This window comes from Mesorhizobium sp. CNPSo 4688, from assembly GCF_057784295.1.
Window position 1 is genome coordinate 355,737 of the sequence record NZ_JBWLUY010000005.1, and the last position, 19,323, is coordinate 375,059.

The following is a 19,323-nucleotide window of genomic DNA, read 5'->3' on the forward strand; positions in this document are numbered from 1 at the left end:
ATGACTCCTATCAGGCAGAAAGTAGGATAGTATCCTACTCCTTGCCGTGGGTCCATCCGAAAGGCTCGTTATTCAGCAGCCTGCGCTTGTGCCGGCAGCCCCAGCCACTCTCTGCAATCAGCCCGCGCGCGCGAGGTGATGGCCTGCCTTTTGGCAACCGTCTTGTCCTTGCCGCGCAGGCGCTTGCCCTCGATCTTCGGTGCTTCCACTGGCGGGAACAGGCCGAAATTGACATTCATCGGTTGGAAGGAGCGTTTGCCCGGCTCGTCGTCGGAGACGATGTGGCCGCCGGTGATGTGGTTGAGCAGCGCGCCGAAGGCAGTGGTGAGCGGCGGCAGCGACGGCGCGTGGCCGAGCCGTTCGGCGGCGGCGAAGCGGCCGGCGAGCAGGCCGATGGCCGCGCTCTCGACATAGCCCTCGCAGCCGGTGATCTGGCCGGCGAAGCGCAGGCCGGGCCGCGACTTCAGCTGCAGCGAGGCGTCGAGCAGCGTCGGCGAATTGATGTAGGTGTTGCGGTGCAAGCCGCCCAGCCGAGCGAAATCGGCGTTTTCCAGACCCGGAATGGTGCGGAAGACGCGAACCTGCTCGGCATGCTTCAGCTTGGTCTGGAAACCGACCATGTTGTAGAGCGTGCCCAGCGCATTGTCCTGGCGCAGCTGCACCACGGCATAGGCTTTTACCGTCGGATTGTGGGCATTGGTCAGCCCCATCGGCTTCATCGGCCCATAGCGCAGCGTCTCGACGCCGCGCTCGGCCATGATCTCGATCGGCAGGCAACCGTCGAAATAGGGCGTGCCTTCCCATTGCTTGAATTCGGTCTTCTGGCCCTCGACCAGCGCTTGCACGAAAGCGAGATACTGCTCCTTGTCCATTGGGCAGTTGATGTAGTCCTTGCCAGTGCCACCAGGCCCGACCTTGTCGTAGCGCGACTGGAACCAGCAGGTGTCCATGTCGATGGTGTCGAAATGAATGATCGGGGCAATGGCGTCGAAGAATGCCAACGCATCGGCGCCGGTCGCTTCGGCAATCGACTGCGCAAGCGAAGGCGCGGTCAGCGGGCCGGTGGCGATGATCGCCTGGTCCCATTCCGCCGGCGGCAGGCCGGCCACTTCCTCGCGCTGGATGGTGATCAGCGGATGTGCTTCGAGCTTTTTGGTGACTGCGTCGGAGAAGCCGTCGCGGTCGACGGCCAGTGCGCCACCGGCCGGCACCTGGTTGGCGTCACCGGCGCTCATGATCAGCGAGCCGGCCAGCCGCATTTCGGCGTGCAGCAGGCCGACGGCGTTGTTTTCGGCATCGTCGGAGCGGAACGAATTGGAGCAGACGAGCTCGGCCAGCCCGTCGGTCTTGTGGGCATCGGTGCCGCGCACCGGGCGCATCTCATGCAAGACTACCGGCACGCCGGCTTGTGCAGCCTGCCATGCCGATTCGGAGCCGGCGAGGCCGCCGCCGATGATGTGGATTGGATTTCTGCTCATGAGCGCCGGAATAATCGCTTGGCGCGCTGTTTGCAATTGGCCGTCTGCGCGCATGGGCTGTAGCCGTCCCGTAACCACTGCGCCAGACCGTCTGTTTACACAGCAGGAAAATAGGGATATTTCATATCCTTAATATAAGCTTGATCGGTATCGACCCGGAATCCATTGATGATCCTGAAAAGCCAAGTCGAATGGGCGCTGCACTGCTGCGCCATTCTCGCAGGCCTACCTGCCGGGCGTTATCTCTCGACAAAAGCGCTCGCCGAATTCCACGGCCTTCCCAAGGAGTATCTTTCCAAGGCACTGCAAAGCCTGTCGCAAGCGGGCCTGGTCGATACGACGCTCGGTCCGTCAGGCGGATACCGGCTGGCGCGGCCGCCGGCCGAGTTGACCTTCCTTGAGATCGTGGAAGCCGTGGAGGGCAAATCGCGGACGTTTGTGTGCACCAACATCCGCGAAAACAATCCTTGCCGTCCGCAGGGCTATTGCGAAAGCGGTCCTTGCGCGGTGTCTCGCATCATGTGGGAAGCCGACGAGGCCTGGCGGTCAAAACTGCGCAGTGTCCGACTTTCCGACCTCACCGCAGCGCTGGCGCAGGAGATTCCGGCGGAGCTTTGGAAGAACAGCTTCGAATGGGTGCTAGAGCGCGCCGGCTGAGCGCATGAGCTTCGCTTGCGGCTGGTCTCCCGTCGCCGGCAGCAGGATGGCATAGCTCTGCGGCGGCATAGCCAGGGAAAGACCATTCGCCTCGCAATGGCGATGGACAGAGTCGATCACTTCATTCCTCGCAAGCAACCGGTCGGCCGGACCGGCCACGCAAAAGAACAGGTCCACCCCGATTGCCACCGCGTCGATGTCCTTGAGCGCGACAAGCGGTGCCGGGTCCTTGACGATCCGCTCGCAGTTTCCGAGGGCCTCGCGCATAGCTCCCTCGATGACATGCGGCGCCTGCGTCCTGGCAATCCGCACGTTTACGCTGATCAGCTGTCTCTCGTCGGGACGGCTGAGATTGGTCAGGCTGACCTTCGCCAACACGCTGTTGGGCAGGACGACAATGTTGGACGCACCGGTAAGCAGATGCGTGGAGCGCCAGGTTGTTTCGACGATGCGTCCTTCCGTGCCGTCGCCCAGCATGATCCAGTCGCCGAGCGTGTAGGGACGCCCCAGCGTCAGCGCAATGCCGGAAAAGACGTCGCCAAGCGTGTTCTGCAGCGCAAGCCCGACGATGATGGCAACCACGCCCGACGTTGCCGCCAGCGTTGCGACGGGAACGCCGAAGACGAAACCCGTTATCGACAGCGCCACGCCGAGATAGATGACCGCGACGACCAGTTCCTGGAGCAGGCGCGCTTCTCGCGGCCGATGTTCCACGACGATATAGAGGCGCACAAAGCCGACAAGCGTCCAGGCAAGGTGTATCCACCAAAGGATGCGTGCCGACTTTGCCAGATACGCGCCCTGAAGATCGGTCTCAGCCACCCAATGCGGCAGGATTCCGCTGAGCCAGAGCACGGCAGTCATGCCGGCGAAGAACAGGATCTGGACGACCAGGCGTGCCATCGGGCGCCCACGGCCCTGGAAACACCAGACGACAATGCCGGCAAGCCCCAGCAGATTGATCAAGACCAGGGCAAGGAAGTGATGATCGCCGAACATGGGTCCCCGCTAGGATACGGCTTCCAGGCAGGGCCGGGCACCAGGATAGCGTCCGGCCCTTTCGGCCTACTTCGTGACCGGATAGGTCAATTCTTTCTGGGCGGTATCGACCACGAAGACGGCCAGCAGCTTTGCGGGCTTCGTCTTGGAGCCGTTCTCGCTCACGCTGTGGCGGTCGCCCGGCATCTCCGAAAAGCTCTCGCCGGCCTTGTAGACCTTGGCCGGATCGTCGTTGACCTGGCTGCGGATGGAGCCTTCCAGAACCGTCGCGTAGATGAAGGCCGAGCTCGGATGGGTGTGCGCCTCGGAGACGCCACCGGGATCATATTCGACCAGGATGCCCTTGATGCTCTTGCCCGGCACATTCGGCAGTTCATGTTCATAGACAAGGGTGACTTTGGCGGCTTTCTCGCCGGCGTGAGCATCCTTGGCTCCGGCCGGGTTGGCCAGGGCTGCCGTCACGATGACGGCTGCGGCGATGGACCTGATCATTTCGAAACTCCTTTTCTTGTGTTGAACAATGCGCTGCGCCTGGGCCGCGGCGCAGCCTGGCGGTCATTTCCGCGCCGCGGTGGCGAACCACTGCTCGAAGCTGATGTGGCCAAGGCGGGGATTGTTGTCGGAGACGAGCGAATTGTCGTTCAGCCTGGCGCCGAAATAGAGCGCCTCCGGATCGGTCACGACCTTGCGGGGATCGCCGGAAGCCTTGAGGTAGCGAGCGACGAGCTCGCTCATACGCACGCGCTCCGGGCCGGAAATCTCGATCGTGCCGTTGACCGGCGCGGCGAGCGCGACATTGGCCACGGCATCGGCGACATCATCGGATGCGATGGGCTGCACATAGGCCGGCGACAGATGCACGGCTTCGCCGACCGCGCCGGATTTGGCGATGGCGGGCAGGAATTCCATGAATTGCGTGGAATGAACGATGGTGTAGGGAATGCCCGAGGCCTTGATCAGCTTTTCCTGGGCGAGCTTGGCGCGGAAATAGCCGGCATCCTGCAGGCGTTCGGTTCCAACAACCGAGAGCGCGATATGGTGCCTGACACCGGCAACCTTGTCCGCCGCCAGCAGGTTGCGGCCCGAAATCTCGAAGAATTCCATCGCGGCCTTGTCTTCGAAGGACGGCGAGTTGGCGAGATCGATCACGACCTCGGCGCCAGCAAGCGCCTCCTTCAGCCCTTCGCCGGTGATGGTGTTGACGCCGGTGTTCGGCGCGGCCGCGATCACTTCGTGGCCCTGCTTGCGCAAGCGTTCGGTGGTTTTGGTGCCGATGAGGCCGGTGCCGTCGATGATGACGATTTTCATGATGCTCTCCGTTTGCGGCCGCGCTGTCACGCCGCATCGATTGATGATTGGGGAAGGGTCAGTTCAGGCCGGCCTTGCCGAGCCCGTAGAGCTTGTCCGCCGAACCGGGCACAGTCTTGAAGGCGACGTTGAGGCGGTTCCAGGCATTGATGGTCATGATCGACAAGGTCAGGTCGGAGATTTCCTTTTCCGAAAGCTGACCGCGCACACGCTCGTAGAGCTCGTCGGGAATGCCGCCTTCGGGGAGTTTCGTGACGGCTTCCGTCCAGGCAAGAGCGGCACGCTCACGCGGAATGAACAGGGTCGATCCCCGCCAGACGGCGACATGGTAGAGCCGCAGCTCGCTCTCGCCGTGGATCTTTGCTTCCTTGACATGCATGTCGAGGCAGAAGGCGCAGCCATTGATCTGCGAAGCCCTGATATGGACGAGATCGCGGATCTTTTCCTCGATGGCGCCGTGCGCCTCGGCCATGCTGAGGTCGGAAAGCTTCTTGAACAGTTCGGGCGATTGTTGGGCGGCGTTCAGGCGCTGTGTCATGGCTAGTCCTTTTGAGGGTTTGAGGATATTTTGTGTCCTTAAGGACAATTAATATCCATAATAGCTGGACAGTAAAGCGCCTGCCGCCTAGGATGCGGACATAAGGCATATGTCGAAAGGTAATGAGGGTAAGGATGGACGTCGTATCGGCATTGCGAACGTTCCTGAGGGTGGCGCAGACAAGGTCCTTCTCCGCGGCCGCGATCGACCTCAATTTGACGCAGCCGGCCGTGTCCCGGCAGGTCTCCGCGCTGGAAGCGCATCTGAAGACGCGCCTTCTGCATCGCACCACAACCGCGCTTGCCTTGACGGTGGAGGGCGAACAGATGCTGCCGATGGCGCTGCGCGTGGTGGAAGCGGTCGACGCGCTGAGCGAAGCGAGCGGCACTGAGGGCGCAACCGTATCGGGAAAAGTGCGGCTTAGCCTGCCTACGCCGCTCGGGTTGTTTATCGGCGACCGCCTTGCAAGGCTGCTGGAGAGCCATCCATATCTTGCCGTCGAACTGATCTTGCGGGAGGAACCCTCGGATCTCGTCGCTGATGCCATCGATCTCGAGGTGCGCCTCGGCCCGGTCGGCGACAGCACCCTGATCTGCCGCCGGATCGGCTGGACGACTGCCTTTCTCGTGGCCTCGCCATGCTATCTCGAGGGACGGGATACGCCGCAAGCGCCGCAAGACATCAGGGATCACCGCTGCATTTGTTACAGCCGTGCCGGCGATGGCCGGTCATGGTCGTTCTCCGACGGGGCGGACGATGTTGTTCTGCGGGTTGAGCCTCGCCTGGTCGCCAGCAATTCAATGGCGGTTCATCGGGCAACGCTGGCCGGGGCCGGGCTTGCGGTGCTGTCCCATATCCTGGCCGGGCCGGACATCGAAGCCGGCAGGCTGGTCAAGCTGATGCCGGATTTCCCGCCGACGCGGCTGCCGATCAATGTCGTCTATCCATCCCGCAAGAACATGCCGCTGCGGGTGACGACGGTGCTCGACTTTCTTGTCCAGTCCGTCCGCGACGATGCTTTGATGGCGGCATAAGCGCCTTGGTCGACTGCTTGCTCAGCTGAAAGCCTACCCCAGAAACAACAACACCCGCCGGGGGAGGATCCGGCGGGTGTCGTTTTGGGGGCCGATCCTCGGGAGGAGGTGGGGATCGGCCGTATTCGCCATCGCCGGGGAGGAGGTCGGCTTTGACGAAATTCTTTTCACCGGATCAAGGGGGGCGAAACCCCTGGAAGACGAACTGCGTTCGCTTTGAAAGACGAACTGCGTTCGCTTTGGAAACAGCGCCCGCCGCGGGAGGAGGTGCGGCGGGCGCCGTTTTGGTGGTCAACCCTCGGGAGGAGGTAAGGGTTGGCCGTATCCGTCAGGGTCGGGGAGGAGGTCGACCCTGGCGAAATTCTTGCCGTTAGAAGGTCGCCTTGCGGGCGACGATCTTGATCTCGTCGCGGACGATGCCGAGATCATGGAGCTGGCGGTTCGAAAGGCGACCCAGCTCGGTAACGGTGTCGCGATAAACGCGCCAGTTACGGTAGTTGCGGATCAGGTTCATTGTCGTTCTCTTTTTCAAAACTGGTTCGGATCATTTGCGATCCGAAGCGGATTAAACCGCCTTGCGGGCGACGTAGTGGATGTCGCTGCGGCTGATGCCGAGGTCGGTCAGTTCACGGTTCGACAGGCGGCTCAGCTCGGAGACGGTGTCGCGGTAGCGGCGCCAGTTGCGGTAGTTGCGGATCAGGTTCATGGTAGTACTCGTTTCGTCTTTCTTCGGATCATTCCGTTTGTGTACGAATGGAAAATAGGCGGACCTATATCGATTTAAAAGTGCCATTGACGCATGGCAGCAATGCAAATTGTGCAATGCAACATTAACGCGCGTTCACGGCTTCGACATAAAGAAACCCGAATCGGAAAATGTCGTAGCGTCAGCGGTTTGACCGCATCGGCTGACAAAAGGCCGAAACTGGGGGGAGCGGCATGGCGAGCTATTCGTCACGGGTGAGGACGGATATCGGGCGTTGGCTGCAGGCCGGCCTGATCGACGCGAAGACGGCCGATGCGCTGACGCGCGACATCGACGCAAACGAACGCAAATCGCTGAGCTTCGGCACCATATTGGCGATGATGGCGGCGCTGCTGTTTGGCGCCGCCATCCTGCTCTTCGTCGCTTCCAACTGGGAGGCCATCCCGCGGCTGGTGCGGGTCGCGGCACTGTTTGCCGTCATTCTCGCCGGCTATGTCGGCGGCGCTGTGCTGAAGAACCGCGACCAGGCGGCGATCGGCGAGGCACTGTGGATCGTGGCGGCCGCGGCCTTCGGCGGTTCGATCGCGCTGATCGGCCAGATGTACCATCTCACGGGCGACGAGGCCTCGGCCATTGTCACCTGGGGCATCGGCACAGCACTTGCCGCGGTGGCGTTGCGCTCGAACCCGCTGACCGTCGCTGCAGTGGGCATATCCGTGGCCTGGCTGTTCGTGCGCGAGTTCGACTTCTACAACCGCACCGAATTCCCGAACTTCTTCGTCATCATGGCACTGGCGCTGTTTGTCGTCTCGTTCTGGACGCGCAGCCAGCCGGCCCGACATCTGATTATTCTCTCGGTCATCTTCTATATTGCGGTGCGCGGCACGGACCACAACACGCTTTTGCTGGCCATCCCGCTGGTCGTGGTGTCGGCGCTGCTGTTTGCCGTGGCAATCTTCGCCGCTGAGCAAGTCGACCGGGTTCTGCAGCTTGGCGGGCGGTTGCCATTGCATGCCTTGATCGGCTTTCTCACCGGCCTGGCGATGATCCAGTTCGAACTGGGTGATCACAGCACCTTCAACGGCGGCTTTGCCATCGCCTCGGTCGTGGCGCTGGCCGGCATTGCCGCGGCGGTCATGCTGGGCGGGCGCGAGAGCAGGGGGCTGCGCTGGGTCGCCTATGCCGGCTTTGCCTTCGAACTCGCCATCATCTACGTGGTGACCTTGCAGTCGATGCTCGACACGGCCGGCTTCTTCCTGGCCGCGGCGGTGCTGTTCGGCATCCTCGCCCTCGTCATCATCCGCGTGGAAAAACGCATGAAGGCCCCGGAAGGAGCGGCAGCATGATGTCGGGAAAGAAACTTGTCATCTCGGCGCTGATCCTGGCGCTGGCGCAGATCGGCTTCCTGAGCTGGATCATCGCCGGCCGGGCCGCGATCCTGCGCAACGGCAAGGAGGTCTTGCTGAAGATCGAGCCGGTCGATCCGCGCGACCTGTTGCGCGGCGACTATATTATCCTCGGCTACGAGATATCGCGCCTGCCGGTGAAGCTGATCGCCAACATTCCGGCCGGACAACTCAGCACCGAGAACACGCCGATCGTGGTCCGGCTGAAGCCGGGCGCCGAGGGCTACTGGCATGCGACCACAGCCTGGTTCGGCAAGGCGCCGACGCCGCCGGCCGCCGACGAAGCCGATATTGTCGGCCAGGTCGCGCCGGGCTGGACGCTTGATCCCGAATCCACAATCGCACCGCAATACGGCATCGACCGCTTCTATCTGCCGGAGGGACAGGGCATCGCGATCCAGAACGACATGCGGGTGCGGCCATTCGGGGTGCGCATCGCGCTTGCCGCCAATGGCGAGGCGCAGATCAAGGCGCTGATGGACGGCGACAAGACATTGTTCGAGGAACCGCTCTATTAAAAGACGTTACCCAGGGCACGGATTTCGGTAGACATCGATCGCTTCGCCCAGATGCATCCAGACCAGGCGGGGCGAGCAACCATGACGATTACGCTGACGACGCGCGAAGACATCAATCTCGATGCTGTGTTTCGCGTCGCCTGGAAAAACGACACGGTCGCCATCAGCGACAAGGCCTTGCAACGCATTGCCGAATGCCGCGCCTCGTTCCTCAAACTCATCGAATCCGATCCGCCGCCGGTCATCTATGGCGTCACCACCGCCATGGGCGAACTGGCGAGCCGCAAGCTCGAACCTGACGAGCGCGACCGCCATGCGCGCATCAAGGCTTTTGCTGCGGCCACCTCCTTCGGCGAGCCGTTGCCCGAGCGCGTCGTCAGGGCGATCGTGCTTGCCCGGCTGACCAATTTCATCGAAGGCAATGCCGCCACCACGCCGCGTATCGCGCAGGCCGTCGCGGCGATGTTGGATGGCGGCCCGATGCCGGTGGTGCCGTCGCAGGGGCAGGGCGGCGCGGGCGAGATCCTGGCCCTCTATCCGCTGTTTGCCGAGCTCACCGCTGGCCTGGAGCTCGAAGTGAAGGAGCGGGGTTCGTTGATCAACGGCTCTCCTTGCGCGGCGGCACTGGTGGCTGACGCGGCACTTGCCGCACGCCGGCGCATCGCCATGGCGCACAAGGTGTTTGCGCTGTCGATCGAGGCGTTTCGCGCCCCGCTCGAGCATTATGATGCCGCCCTCGACGGGCTCTGGGGCGACGAACACGAGGCGGCGGCCTTGCGCGGGTTGCGGCAGTTTCTGGTCGGCGCCGGTGATGGGCGGCGCAATTATCAAGCGCCGGTCAGCTACCGCATCGTGCCGCGCGTGCTCGGCCATGCGCATCGCGCGCTGGCCGGCGCCGAGCAGGCGGCGACCGTTTCGCTGGCCTCGATCTCGGACAATCCGGCCTATATCCCGCCCGACGAGGCGCATCCACTGGGGCGCTGCATCTCGACCGGCGGCTATCACAATGCCATGGCGACGCCGGCATTGGACGATCTGGCGGCGATCTGGGCCGATCTCTGCCTGCTCTGCGACCGCCACGCCTCAAAACTGCTGAACGGCAAGGTGTCGCTGCTGCCCGACCTGTTGATGACAGGGCGGCATTGGGCCGACAGCGACGGCCACGGCAATGTCGGTTATGTCCCGATGGCGATTACCGGCTATCTCGAACAGGCCAAGCTCGCGGCGCAGCGCACCTTCATTCCGGGAACCGAATCGGCCGGCGCCGGCCAGGACGATGTCGCCACCACGGCATTCTTCGCCTGGACCAAGGAAGCAACCGCCGGCCGCTGCCTCGACGCGGCAATGGCGATGCTGGCCATGATCGCCTCGCAGGCGCTCTACGTCACCAATCGCGCCGCACCGCCGGCGCTGCAGGCTTTCGTCGCGGATATAAGAAGCATCGTGCCACCGGTCGATGCCGATAGGGTGCTGGGGCCGGAACTGGCGAAGCTGGCGCAGTGGTTCACGAGCCAAGCGTTTGAAGTGTAGGGCGTCGCGCCAGTCCTCCTACGCCAAGGCTTCGGAGGACACCCTTTGCTCTGACTAGCCTCAGGTGGCCTGCCACCCGAGGCTAGTCAGAGCGAAGGGTGGTGCGGGTAGAGGGACTCGAACCCCCACGCTTTCACGCCAGAACCTAAATCTGGTGCGTCTACCAATTCCGCCATACCCGCGTGGCCCGGCAATCCCATGTAGCCATCATTCTGTCAATGTCGGGGCGAAAATGGCGCCTATTCGCTGCAACGCGAAGATGGTTGAAAATTACCCTCGCCTGTGACAAAAGGCGTGTCAAATGTGACGGGACGCGCCGATCCGCTTCTGCAGAATGTGATAAGAAGTAGGAAAAACAAGAACTTATTCACATCTTGGAACGCAGTTTGGAAGAATTTGAGCCGTAATTTCGGTCAAATCGCCAGGTTCCGTACCAAAAGCCATTCCCGGCAAGATTGTACCGGCAGGCTGTGAACGGCAGAAGGCCGTGGCAGTCTCTTTGGTGAAGATAAAGGTTTTACGATGCAGGTCACCGAAACGCTCAACTCCGGTCTCAAGCGCGAGATCAAGATCACCGTGCCGGCCGGTGATATGGAAGCCAAGCTGATGGCGCGGCTGTCCGACGCCCGCAACAAGGTCCGCATCAACGGCTTCCGTCCGGGCAAAGTGCCGGTCCAGCACCTGCGCAAGGTCTACGGCAAGTCGTTCATGGCCGAAGTGGTCAACGAGATCCTCAACGATTCGACCCGTTCGATCATCACCGGGCGCGGCGAAAAGGCCGCCATGCAGCCCGAAGTGATCATGACCGAGGACGAGAAAGAGGCCGAGAAGATCCTGGCCGGTGGCGCCGACTTCGAATTCCGCCTCAACTACGAGGTCATCCCGGCGATCGAGATCAAGGATTTCTCCGACATCAAGGTGACGCGCCAGGTGTTCGAAGTGCCGGACAGCGAGATCGACGAGCAGGTCCAGCGCGTCGCCGAATCGGCACGCAGCTTCGAGCCGAAGACCGGCAAGGCCGCCGAAGGCGACCGCGTTTCGATCGACTATGTCGGCAAGATCGACGGCGAGGCCTTCTCCGGCGGTGCCGGCACCGACCAGCCGCTGGTTCTGGGCTCCAAGGAATTCATCCCGGGCTTCGAGGACCAGCTCATCGGCTCCAAGGCCGGCGACGAGAAGCAGGTCACGGTCACTTTCCCGGAAAACTATCAGGCGGCGCATCTGGCCGGCAAGGAAGCGACCTTCGACGTCACCGTCAAGGAAGTGTCCAAGCCCGGCGCGCTGGAAATCAACGACGAGATGGCCAAGAATCTCGGCCTGGAATCGCTGGAGCGCCTGCGCGATGTGGTGCGCGGCCAGATCGAGAACCAGTTCGGTTCGATGACCCGCCAGAAGGTCAAGCGCCAGCTGCTCGACCAGCTTGACGCGGCCTATTCGTTCGAGGCGCCGTCGAAGCTCGTCGATGCCGAGTTCAACAACATCTGGACTCAGGTCAACCGCGACCTCGAAGCTGCCGGCCGGACCTTCGCCGATGAAGAAACGACGGAAGAAGAGGCACGCGCCGAATATCTGCGCCTTGCCGAACGCCGCGTGCGTCTCGGTCTGGTTCTGGCCGAGATCGGCGAAAAGGCCGGCGTCACCGTCTCGGACGAGGAACTGCAGCGCGGTCTGTTCGAGCAGGTGCGCCGCTACCCGGCCAACCAGCAGCAGGAAGCCTTCGAGTTCTACCGCAGCAATCCGGAAGCGCTGAACACGTTGCGCGCGCCGATGTTCGAGGAGAAGGTCGTCGACCATCTGCTCGGCCAGATCTCGGTCACCGACGTCAAGGTCAGCAAGGAAGAGCTGATGGCAGACGACGAGGAGACCGACACCGCCAAGGCCAAGCCGGCGAAGAAGGCCGCTGCCAAGAAGGCCGACAAGGCTGAAAAGGCCGACGACGCGGAAGAGCCCAAGAAGAAGGCCGCGCCGAAGAAGAAGGCTGCCAAGGACGCCGAATAAGCGCTTGACGACAAGATCAGAAAAGGCCGCCCTCGAGGCGGCCTTTTTCGTTGGTGGCGGATGTGCCTTGAGCCACCGCAGATCACCTAAACCTTTGTACGGTCGACCTGTTCTACCTGCCGGCCAGATTCTGTGGTACACAGGTGCCGCAATTCCATTTGGGGGGAGAAGCGGAGAATCCGTTCTGTCGTGCAACGCGCATGCTGGCGGTATCGGCATGCGAAGATCGTCTCGGGCAAATTTGACGATCAGGGAGGAAATGCCATGCGCTTGGTTGTGTGTTTCGCTGTCGTATCTGTTGCAACCTTCATCTCCAATCCATCGCGGGCACAGGATGCTGCGGCGGGCGAGAAGGTCTTCACCAAATGCAAGGTCTGCCACGTCGCAGACCAAGACACGAACAAGATCGGTCCGTCGTTGCACGGAGTTATCGGCCGGACGGCCGGCACGCATCCGGATTTCAAATATTCCGAGGCCATGATCGCGGCCGGCAAATCCGGCGTCAAATGGGATGAACCCACGCTGACGACCTACCTTCACGATCCCAAGGCCATGGTCAAAGGTACGAAGATGGCGTTTCCCGGCCTCAAGAAGGACGAGGACATCGCCAATGTCATTGCCTATCTGAAGCAATTTTCCCAGTAGCTTGGCTCTTCGGTCGGCCAGACTGCCCGTTTCCATTGATGGTCGTCTCAAATGTCGGTCAAGGAAAGCCTCAAGGATACCGGCGTCCGCATCTCGGAAGCGACGGCCGGCGATTTCTTTGCGCTCTTGAAGCCGCGGGTCATGGCGCTTGCCGTCTTTACAGCTTTCGTCGGTCTGATGGTGGCACCCGGCGCGATGAACCCGGTCATCGCCGTGATCGCAATAGCTGCAATTGCAGTTGGAGCGGGAGCGGCCGGGGCGCTCAACATGTGGTACGACGCGGACATCGACGCGCTGATGTCGCGCACATCAAAGCGGCCGGTTCCCTCAGGCCGCGTCACGCCCGGTGAAGCTCTCGGCTTCGGCTTGGTGCTTTCCGCGTTTGCGGTCATGACGCTCGGCGTGCTGGTGGGATGGCTTGCCGCGTCGCTGCTGGCCTTCACCATCTTTTTCTACGTCGTCATCTATACAATGTGGCTGAAGCGCTCGACGCCGCAGAACATCGTCATCGGCGGCGCGGCGGGTGCCCTTCCTCCGATGATTGGCTGGGCGGCGGCCACTGGCGCCATCGGCATCGAGAGCCTCATCCTGTTCCTGATCATTTTCCTGTGGACGCCGCCGCATTTCTGGGCGCTCGCGCTGTTCAAGGCAGGCGACTACACCGCTGCCGGCATCCCGATGATGCCGAACGTGGCCGGCCAGGCCTCGACCAGAAGGCAGATCTTCGCCTATTCACTGCTCCTGGCGCCAATCGGCGTGCTGCCCTGGGCGTTCGGATTCGCGAGCGGGTTCTATGGGGTTGTTTCGGCCGCGTTGGGCTCGGGTTTCATCTGGTACGCCTGGAAGGTTCTGGTCTTCCCCGACAAGGAGATGAAGCCGGCAAAGGCGCTGTTTGCCTATTCGATTTTCTATCTTTTCGCGATCTTTGCCATGCTGCTTGCCGACACCATCGCGATGCGCGCGTTCATGTCAGCCGGAGGTTGACCGGGTCGAGACGGCAATTTGGTGATCGCTGCACCGAACATTGCGCATCAGCTCACGATGGCAGAGCACAGAATCCCAGGACCAGCAGAGCGACGACGCCAAGGCCGAGCAGCAGAATGGTTTTTCCGTCCATGACCTACACCTTCGATTGGACAGGATATCGAAGAAGGGCTGCAAGAGCCAGCGCATGACCTTCCGAGCCTTTGTGACAAAAGGGCGACAAGTTCCAGGCAATGGAGTATGTTGATTTCGGTGCAGGTCGCGGTTTTGCGTGGCCAGTCATGCAGAACGGCAGCACCGTGAAACCGCGACCGTACCGGACCTGGTCTGGAGGAACGGGCATGGCAAGTTTTCACGTGATTGCAGGCGCCAGCGAAACGCTGGAACACACCAAAATTCGAAAAATCGGTATTTCCGATCTTTTCGATGCGCTCAAACGCGGTGTTGACGATTTCATGGTCAAGCCGTCGCACATCGTCTTTCTCTGCCTGCTCTATCCGCTTGTCGGCGTCGTGCTTGCTGCCTGGACTTCGGGCGCCAATGCGTTGCCGCTGCTGTTTCCGCTGGTATCCGGCTTTGCGCTGATCGGTCCATTCGCAGCGATCGGCCTCTATGAGATCAGCCGCAGACGAGAAGCCGGGCTCGACACCTCCTGGAGGCACGCTTTCGAGGTCAGGAATTCTCCGGCCGTGCCGGCCATCGCGGCGGTCGGGATCATGCTGTTTGCCATCTTCATCACCTGGCTTTTGACAGCACAGATGTTCTACCAATATCTCTTCGGCCCGGCTCCGCCGGAATCGATATCCGGCTTCATCAATGAGATATTTGCCACCGGGCGCGGTTGGACTCTGATTATCCTGGGGCACGCCATCGGCTTCGTCTTCGCGGTGGTGGTATTGTGCACGACAGTCGTCGCCTTCCCATTGTTGCTCGACCGCGATGTCGGCGCCTACGAAGCCATCCACACCTCGGTGCGAGCGGTGCTGGCAAATCCGATCACCATGGCTGTCTGGGGACTGATCGTCGCCGTCGCCCTGATTATCGGCTCGCTGCCGGTGTTTGCCGGGCTGGCGGTCGTGCTGCCGATCCTCGGTCACGCCACATGGCATGTCTACCGCAAGGTTGTGGAACCGCCGTCGCCGGTCAGGCCGACGAGTTGACGATATCCGGCTGAGCTGCACCGGCGAGAGTGCCGGTGCAGACGGTTGATTTTTTCAGTAGGCGGCGTGGCTGAAGCGGGCGTGACGTGCGCCCATGGTCAGGTTGCGGAAATCCTTGCCGCTCACATGCACCAGCGTCCTGTGGTCGCCGCCCTCGAAATAGATTTCGGCGGCTTCGCCGAGGCTGTCGTCGAGGATCACCGGGACATCATAGGCCGCGCCGATCGGTGGAATGGCGCCGGTGTCACAATCGCCGAAGAGTGAGACCACTTCGTCTTCGGAGGCGAGTCCAAGACGCCTGTCCATGACGTCCTGCAGTGTACCGAGCTCGATTCTGTGCGTGCTTGGGACCACGGCCAGCGCATAACCGAGTTCGTGGTGAACGACCACCGATTTGGCCATCATGCTGCCGGGCACATGCGCGGCAATGGCGGACTGCCTGCTCGTCGATGTGCGATGATGGGCGACGGTGTCGTAGGAGATTCCTCTCCCGTCAATGTAGTCCTTCAGTCTGTTTGCGATCGTCATCTTCGGCCTCCCTGCTAGAGTTCGCGGCGCATTGGAAACGAAGGCAATCATTCCCCTCCGATCGTTTCCGATAAATAGCAAGATGGATCAGCCGCCGCTTGTTTCAAGGCGGCAGCATGTCGACCCGGACCGCAGTCAGGATCCTGCGGTTCCTGACTGGAAATGCCGCGGGCGAAGCCTCAAATCCGGATTGCGCGTCAGGGTCCGGCGCCGAAAAACGATATCCGGGTGAGAAGCGTGTAATCCGCTTCGAAGAGCATCATCGCCACGAACACCAGTATCAGAACCGGCGGCAGGATGATCGCATAGGTCAGCGCCAGCCGCTCCCAGGCCATGTGCATGAACACGGCGACAATCAGCCCGGCCTTGAGGATCATGAAGATGAGGATCAGCGACCATCTGAGATAGCCGTGGAGGCCGAAATAATCGACCAGATAGGAGCAGGTGCTGAGGATGAACAGCCATGCCCAGACTACCAGATAGAGCTTGATCGGGTGTTCCTGATGAACCTCCGCCTGGGCGGCGCCGATCGCTGGCGCATCATGCGCATGACCAGCGTGAAGTGCGTGTTGCCCCATGCCGTTTGCGGTTGCTTCAGCCATGTCAGCCTCTCACCAAAGATAGAAGAATGCGAAAATGAACACCCAGACCAGATCGACGAAATGCCAGTAGAGCCCCATGATTTCGACGTTCTCGTAGCGACCCTTGCGGCTGGTGAAGAAGCCGGGACGTCCGACGTCGTAGTCTCCACGCCAGACCTTTCGCGCCACGATGATGAGGAAGATCACCCCGATCGTGACATGCGTGCCGTGGAAGCCGGTGATCATGAAGAAAGACGAACCGAATTGTGCCGCGCCCCAGGGATTGCCCCAGGGCCGTACCCCTTCGGTGATCAGCTTGGTCCATTCGAAGGCTTGCATGCCGACGAAGGTCGCGCCGAGCGCTGCGGTAAGAAGCATGAGGATTGCCGTTTTGCGACGGTCGCGGCGATAGCCGAAATTGACCGCCATGGCCATCGTTCCGCTGCTCGAGATCAGCACGAAGGTCATGATGGCGATCAGGATCAATGGAATGTCCGAACCGCCGATACGAAGCGCAAAGACCTCGCTCGGATTGGGCCACGGCACCCGCGTGGAGATGCGAGCAGTCATGTAGGAGAGCAGGAAGCAGCCGAAGATGAAGGTGTCGCTGAGCAGGAAGATCCACATCATGGCCTTGCCCCAGGACACGTTCTTGAACGCGCGCTGATCCGAGGACCAGTCGGCGGCGATGCCTTGCCAGCCTGCGGGCCGGGACTCCGTTTGGCCGCTATGCGTCAGTGTCGTTTCTGCCATGCTCCTCGACCTCCTAGGTCAGCAACTGCCGGCAAATATCGATGAACGTCGCGGCCCAACCGGCCAAAAGAGCGAAGATGGCGAGCCAGACGAAAAGCAGGAAATGCCAATACATAGCGCACAATTCGACGCTGAGGCGAAGCCGTTCCGGCCGTGCGCCGTTCCAGGCGCCGGCGGTTGTTCTGCTCAGGCCCACCAGCCCTCCCACTATGTGCAGGCCGTGCATCCCGGTTATCAGGTAGAAAAAGCTGTTGGCCGGATTGGAGGCCAGAAGATAACCATCGGCGCTCAGGTCCCGCCATGCCATGAGCTGCCCGATGAGGAAGGCGATCGCGGTGAGCCCAGCCGCGGCAAGGCCGAGCCTGACCGTGTCCATCTGGCGCTTGCGCACTGCCACCGAGGCGCATTGCAGCGCGATGCTGCTCAGGACCAGCATGCCGGTGTTGAGCCAGAGCAGACGCGGAACCGGCAGCGGCTGCCAGTCCGACAGCGCCATACGCATGAAATAGGCGCTGGTGAACAGCGCAAACAGGCAACCGACGACGGCGAGGAAGACGCCGAGGCCGATCTTGGCGGTCGGCAGGCCAGACCGGTCGAAGGGGACGAAATCTTCCGCCACACCTTGCTCAAGCCATGGCTTGGTCATCAGCCGCTGATGCGAGAGCCACCAGCCGGCAAAGCCGGCGATCACGAGCAGGAAGACCAGGATGACGCTCATGCCGGCTCCCTGGAGGGGCCGAAGGTGCCCGGCATGTTTTGCGGAATGAAGTCCTCCTTGGCGCCCGGCACGCTGTAGTCATAGGCCCAGCGATAGACGATCGGCAACTCCTTGCCGAAATTGCCATGCGCCGGCGGCGTCTGCGGCGTCTGCCATTCGAGTGTCGTGGCCCGCCATGGATTGCCACCAGCCTCGCGGCCATGGCGGATGCTCCAGATCAGATTGAACAGGAACACGATCTGGGCAAAGCCGACGATGAACGCCATGATGCTGATGAACGAGTTCAGGTGGTGAGCCGATTCCGTCATCACCGTCACATCGGTCATCTCGGCATAGCGCCGCGGCACGCCCATCAGGCCGATATAGTGCATGGGAAAGAAGATCAGGTAGGCGCCGAGGAAGGTGACCCAGAAATGGAACCGGCCGAGCGTCTCGTTGAGCATCCGGCCGGTGACCTTCGGGTACCAGTGGTAGATCGCGCCGAAGATAACGAGGATGGGGGCAACTCCCATGACCATATGGAAGTGAGCGACTACGAACATCGTGTCCGACAGTGGGACGTCGACGACGACGTTGCCGAGAAACAGCCCGGTCAACCCGCCATTGACGAAGGTGACGATGAAAGCCATGGCAAACAGCATCGGTATGGTGAGATGGATGTCGCCGCGCCACAGCGTCAGCACCCAATTGTAGACCTTGATTGCGGTCGGGATGGCGATGATCAATGTCGTGGTGGCGAAGAAGAAGCCGAAATAGGGGTGCATGCCGCTGACATACATGTGGTGCGCCCAGACCACGAAGCTCAGCGCGCCGATGCCGACGATGGCCCAGACCATCATGCGGTAGCCAAAAATGTTCTTGCGCGCATGCGTGCTGATCAGATCGGAGACGATGCCGAAGGCCGGAAGCGCCACGATGTAGACTTCGGGGTGGCCAAAGAACCAGAACAGATGCTGGAACAGGATCGGGCTGCCGCCATTGTGCTGCAGCTGTTCGCCCATCTCAACGACTGCGGGCATGAAGAAGGAGGTGCCGAGCACGCGATCAAGCAACATCATTACGCAGGCGACGAACAGCGCGGGAAAGGCCAGCAGCGCCATGACGGTCGCGGTGAAGATGCCCCACACGGTCAACGGCAGGCGCATCATTGTCATGCCGCGCGTGCGGGCCTGCAGCACCGTCACGACATAGTTCAGGCCGCCCATGGTGAAGCCGATGATGAACAGGATCAGCGAGACGAGCATCAGAATGATGCCCCATTCCTGGCCGCCGGGTGTGCCGGTCATGATGGCTTGCGGCGGGTAGAGCGTCCAGCCGGCGCCTGTCGGTCCGCCGGGCGCAAAGAAACTCGACACCAGAACTAGCACGGCAAGCAGGTAGATCCAGTAGCTCAGCATGTTGACATAGGGAAAGACCATGTCGCGCGCACCGACCATCAGCGGGATCAGATAGTTACCGAAGCCGCCGAGGAAGAGCGCCGTGAGCAGGTAGATCACCATGATCATGCCGTGCATGGTGATGAACTGGTAGTAGGCTTCCGGGGTGATGAAGTCGAACGTGCCGGGGAAGCCGAGTTGCAGGCGCATCAGCCATGACAAGACCAGGGCGACCAGGCCGATGGCCGTTGCGGTCCCCGAATACTGGATCGCGATGACCTTGGCGTCCTGCGAGAAGACATACTTCGTCCACCAGCTGTGCGGATGGTAGAGTTCCATTTCCGCCACTTCGGCGGGCGGGACGGCATCTGCAGGCGTGACATCGACCATGGGAGCACCTCCGTGC

General features: G+C 61.5%; 21 protein-coding genes and 1 tRNA gene. 9 read left to right on the forward strand and 13 right to left on the reverse strand.

Annotation, left to right across the window (positions count from 1 at the left end):
• Positions 1–68: 68 nt before the first annotated feature.
• Positions 69–1,478, reverse strand: a complete 1,410-nt coding sequence (gene trmFO, locus AC04SH_RS11945) for a methylenetetrahydrofolate--tRNA-(uracil(54)-C(5))-methyltransferase (FADH(2)-oxidizing) TrmFO (RefSeq protein WP_488575146.1) — start codon at positions 1,476–1,478, stop codon at positions 69–71.
• A 168-nt stretch (positions 1,479–1,646) separates the two neighbouring features.
• Between trmFO and AC04SH_RS11950 the strand changes: the two genes are divergently transcribed.
• Entirely contained in the window at positions 1,647–2,135 is a 489-nt protein-coding gene (locus tag AC04SH_RS11950; RefSeq protein ID WP_488575147.1) for an RrF2 family transcriptional regulator, read from the forward strand.
• Here the strand turns inward: AC04SH_RS11950 and AC04SH_RS11955 are convergent.
• The 4 genes from AC04SH_RS11955 to AC04SH_RS11970 form a co-directional block, all read right to left on the reverse strand.
• Positions 2,118–3,134 (reverse strand): mechanosensitive ion channel family protein, encoded by a 1,017-nt coding sequence (locus AC04SH_RS11955; protein ID WP_488575148.1) that lies wholly within the window; start codon positions 3,132–3,134, stop codon positions 2,118–2,120. The two genes, AC04SH_RS11950 and AC04SH_RS11955, sit on opposite strands and share 18 nt — an antisense overlap.
• Positions 3,135–3,200: 66 nt before the next feature.
• Entirely contained in the window at positions 3,201–3,626 is a 426-nt protein-coding gene (locus tag AC04SH_RS11960) for a cupin domain-containing protein (RefSeq protein WP_488575149.1), read from the reverse strand.
• A gap of 63 nt (positions 3,627–3,689) precedes the next feature.
• Positions 3,690–4,442 carry an SDR family oxidoreductase gene (locus AC04SH_RS11965; RefSeq protein ID WP_488575150.1) on the reverse strand — a complete coding sequence of 251 codons (753 nt, stop codon included), beginning with the start codon at positions 4,440–4,442 and terminating at the stop codon, positions 3,690–3,692.
• Positions 4,443–4,500: 58 nt separating this feature from the next.
• Positions 4,501–4,980 (reverse strand): carboxymuconolactone decarboxylase family protein, encoded by a 480-nt coding sequence (locus AC04SH_RS11970; protein WP_488575151.1) that lies wholly within the window; start codon positions 4,978–4,980, stop codon positions 4,501–4,503.
• A gap of 134 nt (positions 4,981–5,114) precedes the next feature.
• Here AC04SH_RS11970 and AC04SH_RS11975 point away from each other — a divergent pair, with 134 nt between their 5' ends.
• Complete coding sequence (locus tag AC04SH_RS11975; RefSeq protein ID WP_488575152.1) at positions 5,115–6,014, forward strand: LysR family transcriptional regulator; 900 nt, start codon at positions 5,115–5,117, stop codon at positions 6,012–6,014.
• Positions 6,015–6,384: 370 nt separating this feature from the next.
• On the opposite strand, the gene AC04SH_RS11980 is transcribed toward AC04SH_RS11975, so the two are convergent.
• Together AC04SH_RS11980 and AC04SH_RS11985 are read right to left on the reverse strand one after the other, a co-directional pair.
• Positions 6,385–6,528, reverse strand: a complete 144-nt coding sequence (locus tag AC04SH_RS11980) for a DUF1127 domain-containing protein (protein WP_112564748.1) — start codon at positions 6,526–6,528, stop codon at positions 6,385–6,387.
• 51 nt (positions 6,529–6,579) lie between these two features.
• Positions 6,580–6,720 (reverse strand): DUF1127 domain-containing protein, encoded by a 141-nt coding sequence (locus AC04SH_RS11985; protein WP_006335194.1) that lies wholly within the window; start codon positions 6,718–6,720, stop codon positions 6,580–6,582.
• A gap of 233 nt (positions 6,721–6,953) precedes the next feature.
• Here AC04SH_RS11985 and AC04SH_RS11990 point away from each other — a divergent pair, with 233 nt between their 5' ends.
• The 3 genes from AC04SH_RS11990 (at position 6,954) to AC04SH_RS12000 (ending at position 10,174) form a co-directional block, all read left to right on the forward strand.
• Complete coding sequence (locus AC04SH_RS11990; protein ID WP_488575153.1) at positions 6,954–8,066, forward strand: DUF2157 domain-containing protein; 1,113 nt, start codon at positions 6,954–6,956, stop codon at positions 8,064–8,066.
• Positions 8,063–8,644 (forward strand): GDYXXLXY domain-containing protein, encoded by a 582-nt coding sequence (locus AC04SH_RS11995; RefSeq protein WP_488575154.1) that lies wholly within the window; start codon positions 8,063–8,065, stop codon positions 8,642–8,644. The genes AC04SH_RS11990 and AC04SH_RS11995 overlap by 4 nt, the downstream gene beginning before the upstream one ends.
• Before the next feature lie 81 nt (positions 8,645–8,725).
• A complete protein-coding gene (locus AC04SH_RS12000; protein WP_488575155.1) occupies positions 8,726–10,174 on the forward strand; it encodes an aromatic amino acid lyase in 1,449 nt (482 codons plus the stop codon).
• Between the two features lie 99 nt (positions 10,175–10,273).
• Here AC04SH_RS12000 and AC04SH_RS12005 read toward each other — a convergent pair.
• Positions 10,274–10,356: transfer RNA gene (locus AC04SH_RS12005), tRNA-Leu, on the reverse strand.
• A gap of 340 nt (positions 10,357–10,696) precedes the next feature.
• On the opposite strand from AC04SH_RS12005, the gene tig reads away from it, so the two are divergent.
• The 4 genes from tig (at position 10,697) to AC04SH_RS12025 (ending at position 14,961) form a co-directional block, all read left to right on the forward strand.
• A complete protein-coding gene (gene tig, locus AC04SH_RS12010; RefSeq protein WP_192257266.1) occupies positions 10,697–12,172 on the forward strand; it encodes a trigger factor in 1,476 nt (491 codons plus the stop codon).
• A 264-nt stretch (positions 12,173–12,436) separates the two neighbouring features.
• Positions 12,437–12,817 (forward strand): c-type cytochrome, encoded by a 381-nt coding sequence (locus AC04SH_RS12015; protein WP_488575156.1) that lies wholly within the window; start codon positions 12,437–12,439, stop codon positions 12,815–12,817.
• 51 nt (positions 12,818–12,868) lie between these two features.
• On the forward strand, positions 12,869–13,801 hold the full coding sequence (gene cyoE, locus AC04SH_RS12020) for a heme o synthase (protein WP_488575157.1): 933 nt from the start codon (positions 12,869–12,871) through the stop codon (positions 13,799–13,801).
• A 341-nt stretch (positions 13,802–14,142) separates the two neighbouring features.
• A complete protein-coding gene (locus AC04SH_RS12025) occupies positions 14,143–14,961 on the forward strand; it encodes a DUF2189 domain-containing protein (protein ID WP_112564858.1) in 819 nt (272 codons plus the stop codon).
• 54 nt (positions 14,962–15,015) lie between these two features.
• Here the strand turns inward: AC04SH_RS12025 and AC04SH_RS12030 are convergent, their stop codons facing one another.
• The 5 genes from AC04SH_RS12030 to ctaD form a co-directional block, all read right to left on the reverse strand.
• Positions 15,016–15,489 (reverse strand): aminoacyl-tRNA deacylase, encoded by a 474-nt coding sequence (locus AC04SH_RS12030; protein ID WP_477231222.1) that lies wholly within the window; start codon positions 15,487–15,489, stop codon positions 15,016–15,018.
• A 197-nt stretch (positions 15,490–15,686) separates the two neighbouring features.
• On the reverse strand, positions 15,687–16,091 hold the full coding sequence (locus tag AC04SH_RS12035) for a cytochrome C oxidase subunit IV family protein (RefSeq protein WP_488575158.1): 405 nt from the start codon (positions 16,089–16,091) through the stop codon (positions 15,687–15,689).
• A gap of 9 nt (positions 16,092–16,100) precedes the next feature.
• The gene (locus tag AC04SH_RS12040) at positions 16,101–16,823 is read right to left on the reverse strand and encodes a heme-copper oxidase subunit III family protein (RefSeq protein WP_488575159.1); all 723 of its coding nucleotides are present in this window, start codon (positions 16,821–16,823) and stop codon (positions 16,101–16,103) included.
• A 13-nt stretch (positions 16,824–16,836) separates the two neighbouring features.
• Complete coding sequence (locus tag AC04SH_RS12045; RefSeq protein WP_488575160.1) at positions 16,837–17,541, reverse strand: cytochrome c oxidase subunit 3; 705 nt, start codon at positions 17,539–17,541, stop codon at positions 16,837–16,839.
• Positions 17,538–19,307, reverse strand: coding sequence for a cytochrome c oxidase subunit I (gene ctaD, locus AC04SH_RS12050; protein WP_488575161.1), 1,770 nt, complete (start codon positions 19,305–19,307; stop codon positions 17,538–17,540). Before ctaD ends, AC04SH_RS12045 begins: the two co-directional genes overlap by 4 nt.
• Positions 19,308–19,323 lie beyond the last annotated feature (16 nt).

Coding starts and splice junctions, on each gene's coding strand:
- trmFO (WP_488575146.1), bottom strand. CDS start 1,478: ATGAGCAGAAATCCAATCCACATCATCGGCGGCGGCCTCGCCGGCTCC.
- AC04SH_RS11950 (WP_488575147.1), top strand. CDS start 1,647: ATGATCCTGAAAAGCCAAGTCGAATGGGCGCTGCACTGCTGCGCCATT.
- AC04SH_RS11955 (WP_488575148.1), bottom strand. CDS start 3,134: ATGTTCGGCGATCATCACTTCCTTGCCCTGGTCTTGATCAATCTGCTG.
- AC04SH_RS11960 (WP_488575149.1), bottom strand. CDS start 3,626: ATGATCAGGTCCATCGCCGCAGCCGTCATCGTGACGGCAGCCCTGGCC.
- AC04SH_RS11965 (WP_488575150.1), bottom strand. CDS start 4,442: ATGAAAATCGTCATCATCGACGGCACCGGCCTCATCGGCACCAAAACC.
- AC04SH_RS11970 (WP_488575151.1), bottom strand. CDS start 4,980: ATGACACAGCGCCTGAACGCCGCCCAACAATCGCCCGAACTGTTCAAG.
- AC04SH_RS11975 (WP_488575152.1), top strand. CDS start 5,115: ATGGACGTCGTATCGGCATTGCGAACGTTCCTGAGGGTGGCGCAGACA.
- AC04SH_RS11980 (WP_112564748.1), bottom strand. CDS start 6,528: ATGAACCTGATCCGCAACTACCGTAACTGGCGCGTTTATCGCGACACC.
- AC04SH_RS11985 (WP_006335194.1), bottom strand. CDS start 6,720: ATGAACCTGATCCGCAACTACCGCAACTGGCGCCGCTACCGCGACACC.
- AC04SH_RS11990 (WP_488575153.1), top strand. CDS start 6,954: ATGGCGAGCTATTCGTCACGGGTGAGGACGGATATCGGGCGTTGGCTG.
- AC04SH_RS11995 (WP_488575154.1), top strand. CDS start 8,063: ATGATGTCGGGAAAGAAACTTGTCATCTCGGCGCTGATCCTGGCGCTG.
- AC04SH_RS12000 (WP_488575155.1), top strand. CDS start 8,726: ATGACGATTACGCTGACGACGCGCGAAGACATCAATCTCGATGCTGTG.
- tig (WP_192257266.1), top strand. CDS start 10,697: ATGCAGGTCACCGAAACGCTCAACTCCGGTCTCAAGCGCGAGATCAAG.
- AC04SH_RS12015 (WP_488575156.1), top strand. CDS start 12,437: ATGCGCTTGGTTGTGTGTTTCGCTGTCGTATCTGTTGCAACCTTCATC.
- cyoE (WP_488575157.1), top strand. CDS start 12,869: ATGTCGGTCAAGGAAAGCCTCAAGGATACCGGCGTCCGCATCTCGGAA.
- AC04SH_RS12025 (WP_112564858.1), top strand. CDS start 14,143: ATGGCAAGTTTTCACGTGATTGCAGGCGCCAGCGAAACGCTGGAACAC.
- AC04SH_RS12030 (WP_477231222.1), bottom strand. CDS start 15,489: ATGACGATCGCAAACAGACTGAAGGACTACATTGACGGGAGAGGAATC.
- AC04SH_RS12035 (WP_488575158.1), bottom strand. CDS start 16,091: ATGGCTGAAGCAACCGCAAACGGCATGGGGCAACACGCACTTCACGCT.
- AC04SH_RS12040 (WP_488575159.1), bottom strand. CDS start 16,823: ATGGCAGAAACGACACTGACGCATAGCGGCCAAACGGAGTCCCGGCCC.
- AC04SH_RS12045 (WP_488575160.1), bottom strand. CDS start 17,541: ATGAGCGTCATCCTGGTCTTCCTGCTCGTGATCGCCGGCTTTGCCGGC.
- ctaD (WP_488575161.1), bottom strand. CDS start 19,307: ATGGTCGATGTCACGCCTGCAGATGCCGTCCCGCCCGCCGAAGTGGCG.